Origin of the sequence: Neptunicoccus cionae, assembly GCF_002860325.1 — a bacterium.
Lineage (GTDB): Bacteria > Pseudomonadota > Alphaproteobacteria > Rhodobacterales > Rhodobacteraceae > Amylibacter > Amylibacter lutimaris.
The window spans coordinates 1-15,813 of record NZ_PKOJ01000012.1 but is presented as its reverse complement, the minus strand read 5'-3'; the positions used below and the strand labels follow the sequence as shown (position 1 = coordinate 15,813).

Below are 15,813 nucleotides of genomic sequence, written 5' to 3'. Positions count from 1 at the left end.
ATGCTATTTTGTATTTTTTATTGACAAGTTCGTGAAATGCAAACAGTTTGGCGAGGCGATGGCAGAAGTGCCAGCACAGGAGGAGCATCCGGCCAGAACCGGTATGCATGGACAACGCATTCGGGAGGATTTCATGTCCGCGTATAAAAAAATCATCCGCCACACCACGGCGGCAACCATTCTTATGACGGCAACCGCCTTTGGCGCACATGCCGAAGAACTTGTTATGGCGACAGGGCAACAGGGCGGATCGTGGTATCCGGTCGGTGGCGCGATCAAGGCAGTGGTGGAACGGGAAAACCCGGATGTTACCATTACAGTTATGCCGGGCGCCGGTGTGTCCAACGTGGTTGGTGTTGACGCGGGCCGTTTTGCGATTGCCTTTGCCAACTCTACATCAACGGTGGACAGCCTTTCGGGCAAGGAACCTTTCCGCAAGGCCACAACAAATGTGTGCAACCTTGGCGTTCTCTATCCACAGTATTTTCAGGTTGTTGCCCTACAGGATTCAGGCATCACCTCGATCGAAGACATGAAGGGCAAGAAACTGACAACCCAGCAGCTTGGCAATACAGGCGAGTTCCTGACACGCGAACTGCTGGCGACCAAGGATATGACCTTTGATGATCTCGGCGCGGTGGCCCACACGTCCTACTCGGATTCTGCCAGCCAGATGAAAGACGGCCATGCTGACTTCTTCACGCTGGGCTCTTCCCTGCCTACAGGGTCGGTTATGGATCTGGCTTCGGCGCGCAAGATCAATCTGGTAAACATCGACGAGGAAACCTTCGCCAAGTTCAAGGCAAAGAACGCTGCCTTCCAGCACCGGACGGTACCTGCCGGTTCTTACCCCGGATTTGATGAAGAAATCCGCACCATCAGCTATGACACCCATATGGTCGCCGCCTGCGATTATAACGGTGACATTGTCAAAGCGGTGCTAGGCGCGATTGCAGACAATAACGAGAACTTCGCAGCAGTCACAAAATCAATGGCAGGACTGACTGTTGAAACAATGGCAACCGATCTTGGCGTGCCGTTCCATCCGGCAGCCAAGGAATTCTACGCCGAACGTGGCGTAGCAGGCATGGAATAATCCGGACCTGACCCGACTGTCTGGCGGGGCAACATTGCCCCGCCCGTACCCTCGCCCCGCCTGACGCGGGCGCGCCATTGCATTTACACAGATACCACCGCGGAGACTTCCCATGAGCCTGTCGATACTCACGGACAAGATGCCACTGATTGCCCGTATAGCCCGGCTGATGCTAATCGGCATGGCGCTATGGCATCTCTACGTTGCCTTTGCAGGGCCACCCAACCCTTACATCATGCGGGGCGTCCATGTGGCACTTGCGCTGGTGCTGATCTATCTCACAGTTGACCGAAAAGGGCTGCGCACCGATGTGCCACGCTGGTACGATATCCTGTTCGGGATCGCGGCTTTTCTGGCGGCACTTTATCCGTCGTTGAACCTGAATTACATCACGCAACGGTTTCTCTATGTAGACCCGTTAACGCCTGTGGACATCGCTGTCGGCATAACGCTGGTAGTCCTTCTGCTGGAAGCCACACGGCGGATGTTGGGGCCGATGCTGCCCATCACTGCAATTCTGTTCATGGCCTACGGGTTTCTGTTCACATCCACACTGCCTTCGGTGATCCTCGAACAACTGTTCATGACACCCGAAGGTATCTTCGGCATCCCGATCGCGGTGTCTGCCACTTATATGGTCCTGTTCATCCTGTTCGGCTCGCTCGTTGAAAAGATGGGCGTGGGCCAATTGTTTATGGATTTTGCCGTGGCAATTACTGGTCGTCAGGCGGGCGGTCCGGCGAAGGTGGCCTGCGTGACCTCGGGCATGTTCGGCTCTGTTTCGGGTTCCGCGGTGGCGAACGTCATGACCACCGGAACATTCTCGATCCCGCTGATGAAACGCATGGGGTTCCGGCCGGCCTTTTCCGGCGCCGTTGAAGCCGTGGCCTCTACCGGCGGGCAGATCATGCCCCCTGTGATGGGCGCGGCCGCCTTTGTCATGGCGGAATATCTCGGCGTCAGCTATCTGACTGTCGCGAAATACGCACTTGCCCCCGCGATCCTGTTTTACATCGCCCTTTTTGCCGCTGTCCACTTTGAGGCAAAGCGGCTGAATATCGGGTCTGTCCCGAAAGAGGATCAGGTTCCCTTGGGCAAGGTGCTCAGCGAACGGGGCCACCTTTTCCTGCCGCTTATAATCATCGTCGGCGTATTGATGCTGGGCTATTCCGCACCCTATGCCGCGCTTTGCGGTATCCTGTCGGTCGTTCCGGTTGCCGCAATGCGCAAGACGACACGGCACTATGTCACCCTGAACAATATCATCGAGGCCCTTGAAGGCGGCGCGCGCAATGTGCTGTCTATCGCGGCAGCCTGTGCCTGCGCCGGTATCGTTGTCGGTGTGATTGACATCACCGGTCTCGGGCTGACCTTCTCCAATTTCGTTATCGAAGCTGCACAGGATAAACTGATTATTGCGCTGTTCCTGTCCATGGTTGCGGGCATCATTCTTGGCATGGGGATGCCGACCACACCTGCCTATATCGTGCAGGTCGCGCTACTGGTTCCGGCGCTCGTCAAACTTGGTGTTCAGGTAGAGGCAGCGCATCTGTTTGTGTTCTACTTCGCTATCCTGTCGGCAATTACGCCGCCCGTTGCGATGGCTGTCTACGCAGCCAATACCCTGTCGCATGCACGCATCATGGAAGCCAGTTGGGCCGCCGTTAAACTTGGTGCCACAGGGTTTATCGTACCCTTCATGTTTGTCTATGAACCGACCATCCTGTTGCAGGGCGATCTGACACGCATCGTCATCGTTCTGTTGCAGGCAACCATCGGCGTGATCCTTCTGGCAGCCGCCCTGCAGCGGTATTTCTTCGGGCGGACACCCGTCTGGCTGGCGTCGATCCTGTTCGGCGCGGCACTCTGCCTGATTTACCCCGACTGGCGTGTAACCGTGCTTGGCTTAAGCATCGCAGGAGCCATCTTTGCCGCACAAAAACTGCGCTACCGCGGGGCCGCAGCCCCTGCGGCCAGCGCGACAAACAACTGAATTCAGGACTAAACGGAGCAGACAACATGTTGAAAGACCTTCAAACCGTGCGCCCTCGAACGGGAGGTCAGATCCTTGTGGACCAGCTTTTAATCCACGGTGCAGACACTGCTTTTTGCGTGCCGGGCGAAAGCTACCTCGAAGTGCTGGATGCGCTTTATGATGTGCAGGACCGGTTCACACTGATCAACGCGCGCCACGAAGCCGGTGCCGCAAATATGGCAGAAGCGCACGGCAAGATGACCGGAAAACCGGGCATCTGCATGGTCACACGGGGCCCCGGTGCCTGTCACGCCGCGATTGGCGTTCACATCGCACAGCAGGACAGCACCCCGATGATCCTGCTGGTCGGTCAGATCGCACGGGATACAACCGACCGCGAAGCATTTCAGGAAGTCGATTACCGCGCCATGTTCGGGCCTATCGCGAAATGGGCAACGCAGATCGACGATGCCCGCCGCATCCCCGAATACATGAGCCGCGCCTTTCGCGTCGCTACGTCAGGACGCCCCGGACCGGTTGTGATTTCCCTGCCCGAAGACATGTTGACCGATGTGGTGAGCATTGCGGATGCACGCGCCTACACGCCAACGCAGGCCGCGCTGTCTTCAGCCAATGTTGAGGCTATTCGCGCAGAAATTTCGACAGCCTCCAAACCTTTGCTGCTGCTTGGAGGTTCGGGATGGGATGCCCAAGCTGCCCGTGCGATCACGACCTTTGCAGAGTCAAACAATATTCCCGTAACCTGTTCATTCCGCAGGCAGGATATCGTCAACAACCTGTCCCCTGTTTACGCGGGAGATTTCGGCACCTCTACCCCGACCAGCCTTTATGCAAGCCAGAGAGAAGCCGATCTATTGATCGTGATCGGCGCCCGTCTGGGCGAGATGACGACCAAAACCTATTCCACCATCACCCCGCCCGATCCCGCGGTGCGTATGATCCACCTGCACCCGGATGCCAATGAAATCGGACGGGTTTATTCCCCTGATCTGGGCTTGGTAGCTTCGCCTGCTGAAACGGCAAACGCGCTGGAAGGCGTCAATCTGGGCCGTGCGGATGACTGGTCGGACTGGTGCGGTAAACTGCATGCGGATTACCTTGCCGATACCGAAATGCCCGACAGTCAGGAATGGGAACTGGATATGGGCGCAGCGCTGTGCCAGATCCGCGACAGCCTGCCCGAGGACACTGTGGTTACACTAGATGCAGGCAATCACACAGGCTGGGCCCAGCGGTATCTACGCTTCGGACGTCCGGGCCGGATTGTAGGGTCAACCTGTGGTGCTATGGGCTATTCGGTTCCAGCAGCCGTCGCGGCTTCGGTTCTAGAGCCGGAACGTCTTGTTCTGTCCTTTGTCGGGGACGGCGGCTTCATGATGAGCGGCAACGAACTCGCGACCGCCGCGCAATACGGCGGTTGTCCCATCGTGCTTTTGTTCAACAACGGTATTTATGGCACGATCCGCATGCATCAGGAACGTGACCACCCGGAACGCATTTCAGGCACAACCCTTCAAAACCACGATTTCTGCCGGATGGCCGAAGGTCTTGGCGCCCACGCAGAACGGGTCACCCGCACAGCGGATTTTGCTGCCGCATTTGAGCGCGCCCGCGCAGCAGGCCGCCCTGCCCTTATCGAACTGGTTACAAATCCCGACCAGATTTCAAGCCGCACGACCATTTCCAAATTGCGCGAAAATGCCCGCGCGAAGGAAACCGCCTGAATGACCCCCGCCATGTCCAAAGAGAGACCCGTCCCAGATTCTGCAGCAGCTTATAAAGACCTGCTGCAAAAACTGGCGGGGGCGATCGGTTCAGCTTACGTGCAGACCGATCCCGACGAATTTGCCGGACGCCTGATTGAGGACCGAGGCCTGTTCAAGGGCACTGCACTGGCCCTGTTACGCCCTGCCTCGACAACCGAAGTCGCAGAATGTGTCCGGCTGTGCCGCGACGCCCGTGTGCCCCTTGTGGTACAGGGCGGCAATACCGGACTGGTGGGCGGCGGCGTGCCTGACGGTGGAGTGATCCTGACGACAGACCGGCTTAACAAGATTTTCGACTTCGATCCGGTAAACGCGACAATGACTGTGGGCGCCGGATGTATACTCGCCAATATCCAGCAGGCCGCCGATGATGGTGGCGCACTATTCCCGCTTTCGCTGGCATCGGAAGGGTCCTGCCAGATCGGCGGCAACCTGTCGACAAATGCAGGGGGCACCGCTGTTCTGCGCTATGGCAACATGCGCGATCTGGTCTTGGGGATTGAAGTGGTCCTGCCGGACGGGCGCATCCTGAGCGATCTGAACGCGCTGCGCAAAAACAACACCGGCTATGATCTGCGCAACCTGTTTATCGGGGCTGAAGGCACTTTGGGCATTATCACAGCCGCCGTTCTGAAACTCTCTCCCAAACCTGTGCAGCGGGCCACAGCAATGGTTGCCTGTAACGGGCCGGACACCGCGCTGGCGCTCTACAGCCGGGTGCGGGCGCAAAACGCAGATACACTTTCAACGTTTGAATACATTGAACGCCTTGGTCTCCGGATGGTCATTGATCATGCCGGCTGCACCGACCCATTGGCCGAAGCCCATCCTGCTTACTGCCTTGTCGAACTCACCAGTGCCAACCCCGAAGATGATCTGGACGGACGGCTGGAAACCGCACTCGGGGCCGCATTTGAAGCCTCTGAAATTCTGGACGCAGCCATAGGCGCATCCGAGGCCCAGAAGGATGCGCTTTGGGATATGCGCGAACATCTCTCCGAGGCCCAGAAACCGGAAGGTGCGTCGATCAAGCATGACGTGGCCGTGCCGGTCTCACGGGTGGCCGATTTCATCCGCGAAGCGACTGAAGCCGTCGTCGCCTATATGCCCGGCCTGCGGCCCTGCCCTTTTGGCCATTTCGGAGACGGTAACATCCACTTCAACCTGTCACGGCCGCTGGACATGTCAGACGCCGATTTCCTTGCCGAATATCCAGCCTTTAATCGCATCGTACACGACATTGTTCACCGGATGGGCGGGTCGATTTCAGCAGAGCACGGCATCGGCAAGGTCAAACGGGACGAGCTGCGCCGCTACAAAGATCCGGTTGCCATCAGTTTGATGCAACAGATCAAGTCCACTCTTGATCCGGATAACCTGATGAATCCGGGAAAAATTCTATAGGATTGCGCCCTGACCTCTAACGTATCAAGATGATCGAAAATCAGACCATCCCAGCCCGGTGCTGACGCCCGAACAGGAGTTTTAACAGATGATAGACCTATACACTTGGACAACACCCAACGGGCGCAAAGTGTCCATCCTGCTAGAAGAACTGGGTGTGGAATATACCGCCCATCCGATCAACATCGGCAAGGATGAACAGAAAACACCCGAGTTTCTGGCAATCAGCCCCAACAACAAGATCCCTGCCATTGTCGATCGGGAAACCGATGTAGCCTTAATGGAATCCGGTGCCATCATGTGGTATCTTGCTGATAAATATAACAAGTTCCTGCCAACGGATTCCACAGGGCGCGCGCGTGTTATGGAATGGCTGATGTGGCAGATGGGCGGGCTGGGACCGATGGCCGGACAGGCCCACCATTTCCTGCATTTCAACCCCGGCAAAGCCCCCTACGCAGAGGACCGCTACCGGACAGAGGTCCGCAGGCTGTACGATGTGCTCAACAAGCGTCTGACCGGGCGGGATTACATCTGCGACGAATACTCTATAGCCGATATGGCAATCTGGCCGTGGGTGTCGCGGCATGAATGGCAACAAATCAGTCTTGAAGAGTATCCGTCTGTGCGCGCCTGGTACCAACGCCTTCTGGCACGGGAAGCTGTTCAAAAAGGCTATCACGTCCCCAAAGTGATGGGCGAAATCCCGCAAGGCTAGGCATTGCCATCAGCGATCCTGCAACGGGGGCCGCTGCCACTCTCTGCGCCCGGCAGGGTTAAATCCTTGCATGGTTGGAAAGACCGGTTGATTGGTGCCTCAATCATCCGGTTCAAACGCTGCCGGATTCATACACCGGATTGCCACAACCTACCCACCAACGCAAAAAGCCACCCGAAGGTGGCTTCTAAGCGACTGATCTTAAATCAGTATTTTGGTTGCGGGGGTAGGATTTGAACCTACGACCTTCAGGTTATGAGAGCGCCTTTGACCACTTCGACGGACTTCTCCCGCTTGCTCCGATTTACTCTATCTTCTTGTTTTTGATGTTTTTTTATTGACCGAACCTACTGCGCTTTTCTACCTCTTACGCCACGGTTTGGCCCGTGAAAATTCCAATTCGCTTCCAACAGCAGGCCGCAGAGGAGATTGAAAATGCCGAAATTGACGAAGCGTTTTGTTGAGGGATTAACACCGAAAGCCAAAGACTACTTTGCATGGGATAGCGAAGTGAAAGGGTTCGGCGTTCGCATATTGCCTTCAGGGGCGCGAACCTATCAGGTCCAGTATCCCAAAGGCGGTCGCACGGGTCGCGCTTCAATTGGTCGGCACGGTGTTCTGACGCCGGATCAGGCGCGGTCCAAAGCGAAGGATCTTCTTGGTAAGGCGGCCATGGGCGAAAATCCCATTGAAGACATAAGCATTCATCGCCGCGCCTCGACCATGAATGCGCTTTGCGACCGGTTCTTTGAAATGCACGTTCTTGAACGTTGCAAGCCCTCAACTGCTGCGGAATACAAGCGTTGCCTGTCTCTCTTCATCAAGCCTGCAGTTGGCGCATTCAAAGTTGTCGATGTAGAACGCAAAGACATATCCGCATTGCATCACAAGCTGAAGGCAACACCCTATCAGGCAAACCGCGTGTTGGGCGTCCTTTCCAAGATGTTCAATCTTGCAGAGGTCTGGGGGCTGCGGCCGGACGGGTCCAACCCGTGCAGGCATGTTCCTAAGTTCCGCGAAAAGAAGCGCGAAGCTTTTCTAAGCCAAAACGAGCTTCAGCGGCTCGGCGCGGCGCTTGCAACTTGTGAGCAGGACGGATCAGAAACGGTGTATGTGATCGCCGCCTTCCGCCTTCTTATCCTAACAGGGTGCCGATTGGGCGAAATTCAAACGCTGAAATGGGATTACATCACACCTCAGCGGATGGAATTGCCGGATACTAAAACAGGCGCTCGGCGTATCCCCTTACCGCAAGCAGCGCGTGACGTATTGGGAGGCTTGCCGCGCCAGTTAGACAATCCTTACGTGATCTGCGGTGCTGTTGCTGGGCGCCACATCACGGACCTGCAACACCCTTGGCGCCGTATCCGAGAACGCGCCGGATTGCCCAACACTAGGATTCATGACTTACGCCATACCTACGCTTCAAATGCTGTATCGTCGGGTATGCCAATCCAGATGGTTGGCAAACTTTTGGGCCACACGCAGTTGCAGACAACCATGCGTTACGCTCATCTAGCGGATGAGCCGATCTTGAAAGCAGCAGAGGAAAACGCCGCGTCTCTGCAACTGGCTCTTGGCATCAATAACCCGCCGACAAAGATTGTCCGCATCGTGTCTTAAGAGGTCAAAATATTGGAACATGAGAGTTTTGAAGGGACACTTCCTGACGCATTCATTGAATCTCTTTTCATCGAATTTGATATTCCAGCCGTTAATACGTCACTACTAAAATCACAGCTTAACGAAGTGTGCGGGAGATTTGTCCAACGGCGAAAAGAGGCGGCAAATCTTGGTTCGGTATCAGACCAACACAAAGAGCTTCAACGGATAGCTAGTGAAGTCGCCAAGCTATCAGCATTTTTGGAAACGATTAAAGAGCCTTACCAAGACATTTTAGAAAGTGCGTCGTATTACGACAATGAAAGAGACTATTATTTGAAATGCGAAGATTACGAAGCCGACTATGCCTATGACGGACACTTAGACAAGCCCTACAGACCACCTGAACGCGCGGATTCATTTCTCAATGTACAAACATTACGCAGACAAGCCTATTTCCTTGCCGACGCAGCGGAATACATACGTCAGTTTGGCTTGGGCAAGCAAAAAACTGGACCGCAAGGCAACCGGTACTTAGACGTTTGGATCGAAGATATTCGGAATTTTTGGTGCATTTCTCTCTCCCGAGACTTCACACGCGATGAACTCAACGGAGTGGCCACGTCCAAAGCCGCAAGGTTCTGCGTTGCTGTATTTGCCGAGCTTTCACCGGAAACACCCGAAAAAACTGTTCTCAACGCGATGAAAAAGCGGATCAAAGCCGACCGCCAAAACGCGCACTGGCGCAATTAGCTCCATTCCGAGCGCTAATTGCGCCAACGTTCCAGCAGGACAACTTCTGCAATCCTTTTCTAAGGTGGCGACTATCGCAACCCGAAGGAAAGGATTGAAAAAAGATGCAAGATTTAAGTGGCGCAACGTCCAGCGAGCTTGTCAACGAACGCATGGCAGCGGATCAGCTTTGCCAGTCGGTTCGCACCCTGCAAAAATGGCGCGTGACCGGATACGGCCCACCTCATTACAAAATCGGTCGAAGCGTTCGGTACCGCATCCGTGACTTGACGGATTGGATTGATAGCCGCCGCCGTGGGCATACCTCTGAGTGCAGTTCATCGTGATGACCCAAGTGGGAATATTAGCACCGCGTGGCAGGCGTTTGCTGTGCGCAGGGGCGGACAGCCCCAAGCGCGCGAGCGAGCGCATGACACGCGGCTCGCCAATTTGCAGGCGAACCATTCGCGCGAGAAGGCGCGATTAAGGGGGGCATTGTAACACCCCCCTCTACGAATACATAAATGGGAATAAGAGAAAATGAGCGTACAAATACTACACAGGGGCTTTGATGGTCTGAAATTCACAGTCCAAGCTGAAATCCCCCTAACTCTTCGGGCAGAACTTGCAGCTGCAAGAGAGTTCGCAAAAAAGATTGGGCAAGATTGTTATACCCAGTTTGGAGAAACTGTTCTTTTCGTTAGCCCCAGTAGAGGCAGGAATTTCCTAGCTCGTACGGGGGAAACAGGCGCTATTTGGCTTTTCCAAGACCCTTTAGACCGCATAGCTTTCAACCCTGCCATAACCGTAGATTTCCGTGCCTTTGGTTTGGCCACGGGAGGCCTAGATCATGCCGAGCAACATTTTCGGGAAGTCATGGAGGCATTGGAAATTCCTTATGGTGAACACCAACTGCGCGTGACCCGAACCGACTTTGCTGTGGATTTTCTGGCGCCGTGGTTCGAACCGGATCGGTGTTGTTTGATTGCCCCGCCCGGAACCAGCACAACAGAAGATACCGGAGTTGACGAAACCACCACGGAGGCCCGCGGTGCGCGTGTAACAGGGCTTCGTGCTGGAAAAATTGCAAACCGTCAGTTGGCAATCTACGACAAGCGGCTTGAAGTCATGCAAAAAGCCAAGCACGGCTGGCTTACCATCTGGAATGCGGAACGCGCAAGATGTGGCGAAGACCCGCTCGACCTTACCGACCAATCAACCAGCCAAGTCTGGCGTTTCGAGCTGAGGCTTGGATCAAAGCAACTGCGTAATAAATTTGAAATCCATTCTTGGGCAGACGTTCGCGCAAAGCTCGGAGATGCCTTCAGAGATGCTGTCCAACGGATGCGCTACACCATCCCAACCCACGACAGCAACCGCGCCCGTTGGCCTACGCATGAGCTATGGCAAACGTTTGCAGAGACAGTCACAACAGACCTGACCGAGCATCGTAGCGGTGTTTCCCCGTCAGACGTAGTGCTCGCTAACCGAACCGCCAAAATGCGAGAACTCGACCGCCAGATTTTGGGCCTATTCTTCACCCGCGCGGCAATTTCGGAGGTCGGGGAAAACGAGTTCTTTGACTTTATGGATCGGCACACCGCAACGCTTCGGGACATGAGTGAAGAACATCCGAAAACAGTAGGTGAACGTCTGCAAAAGGCAGCAGGGAAATATTGTTGGGTTTAGGGAGGAGCAGAGATGTCCTCAACTCCTCGCCGCTACTTTACGCAACGGACTTTCCTGAACTGTCGTGTATTGAATTGATGTGTCAAATTTTTGCTACCATTGTCGCTGACAGAGAAATTTGAGATTCTTTTGTGTAAAGTAAGGAGTAACAGAATGTCTAATGAAGCGACAAGAAAATGGGCCGAAGAGCAACGCAAATTAGAGAAAACCAAGAAATGGGAAAATTCACCTAGGTGCCTTCACTGCTCTGCCCCTATTCCTGATGACGGATCGGCCCTATGCGATGCTTGCGATTGACCTAGCCTGACCCTTCATCGACCGGTCACGTTGCTGCGGTCGCAGCCTGCTTTGCCGGCACTGGCCGCTGAAGAGAATCTTGGCCTCGGCGAACTGACCATTTGGACAACCGAACCTATTTCGGAAAGCGATGGAGTTGATGCGATCTCACAAGATGACTATCGTCATGGTTGATAAGTATCAGGCGTTGCATTGAGGAAATTTGATAATGGTCACCAAAGCCGAGTTCAAGAAAGCGGCAAAACTAGCTGTTCAGAATGTCATCAAACACGGCGATACTGACATATTTCCATTTCCGTTTGAAAACCATGCGTTTTTTGACAAGGAGACAGAGGCAGTCGAGCTGGTGATTGAGTATGATGAGAAATTTGAGCAATACTTGAATCAGTTTCCACCTAAGAATGTCAGTTCGTTGACGCCAGTCACCTATTCTGGCTTTCGATGGGCCACTCAAATTGACCCTATGTGGAACGCTCATTTTCTTGCTTCAGTTACAGCAATTGGTGAATCGATTGAGCGTGCCAGGATTGATCGTAAGAATGAGGCGGTGTTTTCCTATCGATTTGAGCCAAACACGGAAACTGGGGACGTCTTCTCACGTGAGGTGGGTTGGTTTCAATTCATGAAGAAGTCATTGGAGCTGGCCGAAGTTCATCCATTTACTGTCATATGTGATATTTCAGAGTTTTATCCTAGGCTAGGTCACCACCGGCTTGAGAACGCTCTTCGGCAAGTCGCTGGAGAAACTCCGTATCCAAAGAGAATAATGAGTTTCCTGTCAAATTTCTCCAATACAAACTCTTTTGGCTTGCCCATTGGCGGACCAGCAGCTCGACTTCTCTCCGAGATTACGATCAACCAAGTTGATCGGCTACTCCAATCGAAAGGTATAGTATTCACTAGGTTTGCAGATGACTACCACCTGTTTGCTCAAACGAAAGAGGACGCTTATCGGAATCTCATTTTCCTCTCTGAGAAGCTATTCATAAATCAGGGGCTTACGCTGCAGAAGTCAAAGACTAGGATTATGAGTTCGACAGAATTCAAAGCCACAAGTCCGATCAAAGATGAACAAAAGCCCGATGAGGAGCAGGCCGCTGATGCGGCAATCGATCACTCACGGGCTACCCTGATGCGCTTTTCGCTCAGGTTTGATCCGTATTCCCCAACCGCAGACGATGACTACGAAGCGCTCAAGGCAGAGGTCCGAAAATTTGATATTATAGGCATGCTCAAAGAGGAGTTGGCCAAGAGCAGGGTTCACACGTCTCTCGCTCGGAAGATTATTTCCGCAATCAAGTTTTTGGAAGGTAAGTCAAAGCAGGATGCGGTATTGTCGGTGATGGACAACTGCGATGTCCTTTACCCAATTTTCTCATCGGTGCTCATGATGATCGACGATCAATTTGATCACCTTGAAGAAGGGACACAAAATGCCGTATTGGCCAAAATCCAACAACTTATCGATCAAGACTCCCACGTCTTTAGGGTAGACATGCACACGAGCTTCGCGATCCGTGTCTTAGCTCATAGCAATACGCCTCAGGTCCAGTTTTTGCTCCAAAAGTTGTTTGATAATCGGCCTTCGGAGCTAATTCGGCGAGACATAATTCTAGTAATGGCCCGATGGGGTGAGTGGTATTGGCTTTCCGATCTCAAAAATCGGTATCGAGAGTTGAGCGCTCCCGAGAGACGCGCATTCATTGCTTCATCTTTCATCTTGAAGGACGAAGGTAAGCATTGGCGAGATCATATGAAAAAAGAATTTGATCCGTTTGAGATGCTCGTACTGAAGTGGGCCGGTGAAAAGATGCAGGCACAGCAGAACTGGAGTGTTCCGTTGTGATTGACGCCGCAACCTTCTCGTCAACGTACAACGCTTTTTGGGCTGAAGCCGCCCCTATGCTGGAGCATTTTACTCGGCGGTTGAACCTCGAGCATCTCGATCGGTTCGATGCACCCATGAAATCTGATAAGACAGGCCGAAAGGCACTGATCGCTGAATTTGCCTTTTCAATGATGGTGGAAGTTATCCGATCTGCAGGAAATCCGACAGATCCGGCGGAGTTACAGGAAAACGCATGGATCGATACGAAACGTAGACTCAAACCTTTTCTCGGACAGGGCGTCGATCTGGACACGCCATTGCAGCAAAGCGAGAAAGCCGAGGCCGCAGAAATTGAGAAAAGGCTAGTCGCGTTCTTTAAAGGAGCTAATCTACCGGTAAGAACACGTCCGTTGTTCAAGGGATGTGGATTTGTAGACGCTTCAGAGGGCGACATTTTGACTAAATCGACGCTGTTCGAAGTTAAGACCGTCGATAGGTCATTTAGAGGTGCCGACCTAAGACAGCTTTTGACCTACACAGCGCTGAACTCAGCATCGCGAGAAGCTGAAATCCCTTCCGTTGGCCTAGTGAACCCAAGACGAGGACTGTCATTCGAAATGTCTGTCGGTCAGCTTTGCGTCGATATCTCTGGTCGTTCCGCAGAAGATCTGTTCGCAATGATTGTGCAAGTTTTTTCTAGTGGTGAAATCTCCCGCTAGTTAGGACGAAGACACTAATCGATTGAGATGCGAGGAAATTAGATATCAGCGAAGATACCGGTTGGAACGTCTGCTTTGTTTGGACTGCACCATGTTCTATGCCGCTGCAGCGAATGTCGGCTCGCCGCCCTTATGTCAAATTTTCATGTCAGCGGTCAGCATTAAAGTGACCATTCAAACTGTTGCAGAATTACAGCAATCGATTCCACCCCCGCATTCTTCCACAACTCTTCCACGGACAACCCACCAACGCAAAAAGCCACCCGAGGGTGGCTTTTAAGCGACTGATATCAAATCAGTATTTTGGTTGCGGGGGTAGGATTTGAACCTACGACCTTCAGGTTATGAGCCTGACGAGCTACCGGGCTGCTCCACCCCGCGCCAATGCGTGTGATGTAACTCTCTTGGCGGAGAGGTTCAACGGCTAAATGAAGATTTCTTGACAGTTTCTTCACATTTTTTGCCTAGCGTACCAGCGAGGGCCGCCCGTTCAGGCCTTCAACATCGAAACCGGCTATCGTTTTGTATTGAGCGGCCACTTTTGAAAGGGAATCGTCACTTAGAATATCATTGATGTGATCAAATCCGTCCGGTGCAAGCATTGCCACCTCATCCAGAATCTTGTCCGGCCCGTCTCCCCTGTTGGCAAGAACAATCGAGTTTACGGTCTCCCGCCGGGTGGTTTCATACTGCTGTAGCGCGGATTCTGCTAGCCCGTGGTCTCGCAGACTCTGGGTGAGGACACGGGCGTCCAGAATGGCCTGACTCGCCCCATTGGATCCGATAGGATACATTGCATGGGCCGCATCGCCCAAAAGGACAGTACGACCGAAAGTCCAGCTCTCCAGCGGATCACGGTCTACCATAGGGTATTCAAATACGGCCGTAGACCCACAGATCAGCTCGGGAATATCCAGCCAGTCAAACTTCCAGTCCTCAAAGTACGGAAGGAAATCTGCCAATTGGCCCTGTCGGTTCCAATCCTCCCGGTTCCAGAGGTAATCTGCCGGTTTTGTCAGATCTGCAATCCAGTTTACCAACTGCCGCCCGTCGGGTTGTGTTTCAATCGGGTAGACCACAAATTTCTGATCCTTCCTTCCAGCCATCGCCATGGTCCCACCGCTCAGGAAAGGGTCAGCAAGGGTCGTGCCGCGCCACATGATCGTTCCACCCCATTTGGGTGGACCTTCGTGAGGGACATTCTGCGCACGCAGGGCAGAATGGATCCCATCGGCAGCAATGCAAAGCGCCCCAGTCACTATAGAGCCGTCCTGGAACAACAATTGCACCCCAGCGTCCAGATCCGTTGATCCAACAACCCTGCGCCCTATTTCAACGATATTCCGCCCGGCACGTTCTTGCAGTGCATCAAGTAACATCATTTGCAACTTGCCACGATGAACCGAATATTGCGGCCAGTTGTAGCCGGCAAACCTGCCGCGCGCTTCGGCCCAGATGTATCCGCCCTGACTGGAAAAATAGGCAACTTCTTTGGTCTGGATGCCGATCGTGTCAAGGCGATCCGCAAGCCCCATTTCGGTCAGTTCCCGGACAGCATGGGGCTGCAGGTTGATCCCCACGCCGAGCGGGGCGATTTCTTGCACCGCTTCGAATATCCGGAACGGAATCCCCTGCTCCTGCAAGCTGAGTGCCAGTGTCAGGCCACCAATTCCCGCCCCTGCGATTAATACCGTCATATGAAATCCTCCCGACCACAATCTGACAAAAGCCTGCACGGAGGACCATATCAAAAGCCCGGAATTTTAAAATAGAGTCCGGTGGGTATCAGGGATTGGGGAGCCCCCCCTTTTGAACGCAAACGGCCGCCCTTTTTGGGCGGCCGGTTTGTGTTTTTGTGATCGTTTTGAGAGCGTTTTGTTTTGTTAATACTTACTAGGTTTGGCAGTGACTTACTCTCCCACGTCTTAAGACGCAGTACCATCAGCGCTACAGTGCTTAACGGCCG

At 53.6% G+C, this 15,813-nt stretch carries 12 protein-coding genes and 1 tRNA gene; 11 read left to right on the top strand and 2 right to left on the bottom strand.

Annotated features, from left to right (window positions below):
* Positions 1-133 precede the first annotated feature (133 nt).
* From C0U40_RS19660 to C0U40_RS19610, 11 genes are all read left to right on the top strand, one after another.
* Complete coding sequence (locus C0U40_RS19660; RefSeq protein ID WP_101657524.1) at positions 134-1,096, top strand: TAXI family TRAP transporter solute-binding subunit; 963 nt, start codon at positions 134-136, stop codon at positions 1,094-1,096.
* Between the two features lie 112 nt (positions 1,097-1,208).
* Positions 1,209-3,089, top strand: coding sequence for a TRAP transporter permease (locus C0U40_RS19655; protein ID WP_101657500.1), 1,881 nt, complete (start codon positions 1,209-1,211; stop codon positions 3,087-3,089).
* A gap of 26 nt (positions 3,090-3,115) precedes the next feature.
* Complete coding sequence (locus C0U40_RS19650) at positions 3,116-4,816, top strand: thiamine pyrophosphate-binding protein (RefSeq protein WP_101657499.1); 1,701 nt, start codon at positions 3,116-3,118, stop codon at positions 4,814-4,816.
* Positions 4,817-6,262 carry an FAD-binding oxidoreductase gene (locus C0U40_RS19645; RefSeq protein ID WP_101657498.1) on the top strand — a complete coding sequence of 482 codons (1,446 nt, stop codon included), beginning with the start codon at positions 4,817-4,819 and terminating at the stop codon, positions 6,260-6,262. It abuts the gene before it with no gap.
* Between the two features lie 88 nt (positions 6,263-6,350).
* Positions 6,351-6,980: a glutathione S-transferase family protein gene (locus C0U40_RS19640; RefSeq protein WP_101657497.1), complete on the top strand. Its 630-nt coding sequence runs from the start codon at positions 6,351-6,353 to the stop codon at positions 6,978-6,980.
* 435 nt (positions 6,981-7,415) lie between these two features.
* Positions 7,416-8,603 carry a site-specific integrase gene (locus C0U40_RS19635; protein WP_101657496.1) on the top strand — a complete coding sequence of 396 codons (1,188 nt, stop codon included), beginning with the start codon at positions 7,416-7,418 and terminating at the stop codon, positions 8,601-8,603.
* Positions 8,604-8,615: 12 nt separating this feature from the next.
* A complete protein-coding gene (locus C0U40_RS19630) occupies positions 8,616-9,335 on the top strand; it encodes a hypothetical protein (RefSeq protein WP_101657495.1) in 720 nt (239 codons plus the stop codon).
* A gap of 104 nt (positions 9,336-9,439) precedes the next feature.
* Positions 9,440-9,661 (top strand): helix-turn-helix transcriptional regulator, encoded by a 222-nt coding sequence (locus tag C0U40_RS19625; RefSeq protein ID WP_101657494.1) that lies wholly within the window; start codon positions 9,440-9,442, stop codon positions 9,659-9,661.
* Positions 9,662-9,854: 193 nt separating this feature from the next.
* Entirely contained in the window at positions 9,855-11,003 is a 1,149-nt protein-coding gene (locus C0U40_RS19620; protein ID WP_101657493.1) for a hypothetical protein, read from the top strand.
* 505 nt (positions 11,004-11,508) lie between these two features.
* Complete coding sequence (locus tag C0U40_RS19615) at positions 11,509-13,146, top strand: RNA-directed DNA polymerase (RefSeq protein ID WP_101657492.1); 1,638 nt, start codon at positions 11,509-11,511, stop codon at positions 13,144-13,146.
* Entirely contained in the window at positions 13,143-13,847 is a 705-nt protein-coding gene (locus C0U40_RS19610) for a hypothetical protein (protein WP_101657491.1), read from the top strand. The genes C0U40_RS19615 and C0U40_RS19610 overlap by 4 nt, the downstream gene beginning before the upstream one ends.
* Before the next feature lie 304 nt (positions 13,848-14,151).
* Here the strand turns inward: C0U40_RS19610 and C0U40_RS19605 are convergent.
* A tRNA-Met gene (locus C0U40_RS19605) sits at positions 14,152-14,228 on the bottom strand.
* Between the two features lie 83 nt (positions 14,229-14,311).
* Positions 14,312-15,544: a flavin-dependent oxidoreductase gene (locus tag C0U40_RS19600; protein ID WP_101657490.1), complete on the bottom strand. Its 1,233-nt coding sequence runs from the start codon at positions 15,542-15,544 to the stop codon at positions 14,312-14,314.
* Positions 15,545-15,813: the final 269 nt, after the last annotated feature.

Bases quoted from the DNA above. Each gene is read 5' to 3' on its own strand.
- C0U40_RS19650 (WP_101657499.1), top strand. From the start codon at position 3,116: ATGTTGAAAGACCTTCAAACCGTGCGCCCTCGAACGGGAGGTCAGATC.
- C0U40_RS19660 (WP_101657524.1), top strand. From the start codon at position 134: ATGTCCGCGTATAAAAAAATCATCCGCCACACCACGGCGGCAACCATT.
- C0U40_RS19600 (WP_101657490.1), bottom strand. From the start codon at position 15,544: ATGACGGTATTAATCGCAGGGGCGGGAATTGGTGGCCTGACACTGGCA.
- C0U40_RS19655 (WP_101657500.1), top strand. From the start codon at position 1,209: ATGAGCCTGTCGATACTCACGGACAAGATGCCACTGATTGCCCGTATA.
- C0U40_RS19635 (WP_101657496.1), top strand. From the start codon at position 7,416: ATGCCGAAATTGACGAAGCGTTTTGTTGAGGGATTAACACCGAAAGCC.
- C0U40_RS19620 (WP_101657493.1), top strand. From the start codon at position 9,855: ATGAGCGTACAAATACTACACAGGGGCTTTGATGGTCTGAAATTCACA.
- C0U40_RS19640 (WP_101657497.1), top strand. From the start codon at position 6,351: ATGATAGACCTATACACTTGGACAACACCCAACGGGCGCAAAGTGTCC.
- C0U40_RS19625 (WP_101657494.1), top strand. From the start codon at position 9,440: ATGCAAGATTTAAGTGGCGCAACGTCCAGCGAGCTTGTCAACGAACGC.
- C0U40_RS19645 (WP_101657498.1), top strand. From the start codon at position 4,817: ATGACCCCCGCCATGTCCAAAGAGAGACCCGTCCCAGATTCTGCAGCA.
- C0U40_RS19615 (WP_101657492.1), top strand. From the start codon at position 11,509: ATGGTCACCAAAGCCGAGTTCAAGAAAGCGGCAAAACTAGCTGTTCAG.